The 751-nt window shown below is 35.7% G+C and carries 1 protein-coding gene; it reads right to left on the bottom strand.

Annotated elements, in window-relative coordinates; translation table 11 throughout:
• Positions 1–255: 255 nt before the first annotated feature.
• On the bottom strand, positions 256–621 hold the full coding sequence (locus HYG89_RS15910; RefSeq protein WP_372595717.1) for an isochorismatase family protein: 366 nt from the start codon (positions 619–621) through the stop codon (positions 256–258).
• Positions 622–751: the final 130 nt, after the last annotated feature.

The following is a 751-nucleotide window of genomic DNA, read 5'->3' as shown; positions in this document are numbered from 1 at the left end:
GTCATGAGAAAGCCCATATAAATGGGTAATGTACAAGTTGCTGTAGAAGCATGTTTAATTCGTCTGATCACAGATACTTTATAAAGTATTTTAATACTTTTTTGAATCCGTCAATGCGTAAGTCCTAGTAGATAATCTTTGATTAAGTAGTTGCAAATTACAACCATTTTGCAGTCAATAGAAAACTATTGTGAAACCAAAACGAAATCAATTTATAGGCATCGACTCAAATCACTATTTGCAACAGTGCCATCGTTAGCTAACATAATCTTCAGTTGATATCACTTGAGCATATGCAAATTCAAAAGCGGCCATTAATGTTGCATGGACATGACCAGCAGGTACTTTAACGCCATTAAATTCCAGGTCTAGTGTTGCACAAGCGTCATGAATAACTTTTACCTTATAACCAAAATCAGAAGCAGCACGAACAGCAGCATCAACACACATATGCGTCATAGCACCAATCACGACTAACTCAGTCACTTGATTGCTATCTAAAATTTCTTTGAGATTCGTGTTTAAGAACGCATTGATGTGATTTTTAATGATCACAGATTCATCTTCTTGCGGCTTAACTGTGTCCTGAAATTCAATACCATTTGAGCTAGGTTCAAATATAGGAGATTCAGCATCAGCAATATGTTAGAGGTGGTCCCACTTGTTTGAACAACTAAAAGCTTATTTATAAGTGATATTCTGCTCTAGTTAAGCTACCTTATTTTGTTGTGGTAGCTGGTCATAGTAAAAC

The organism is Acinetobacter sp. SwsAc5, from assembly GCF_013391485.1.
In the GTDB taxonomy this organism is placed as follows: Bacteria; Pseudomonadota; Gammaproteobacteria; order Pseudomonadales; family Moraxellaceae; genus Acinetobacter; species Acinetobacter towneri.
Note: the sequence above shows the minus strand (reverse complement) of the source record. Positions and strands in the feature narration are given on the sequence as shown.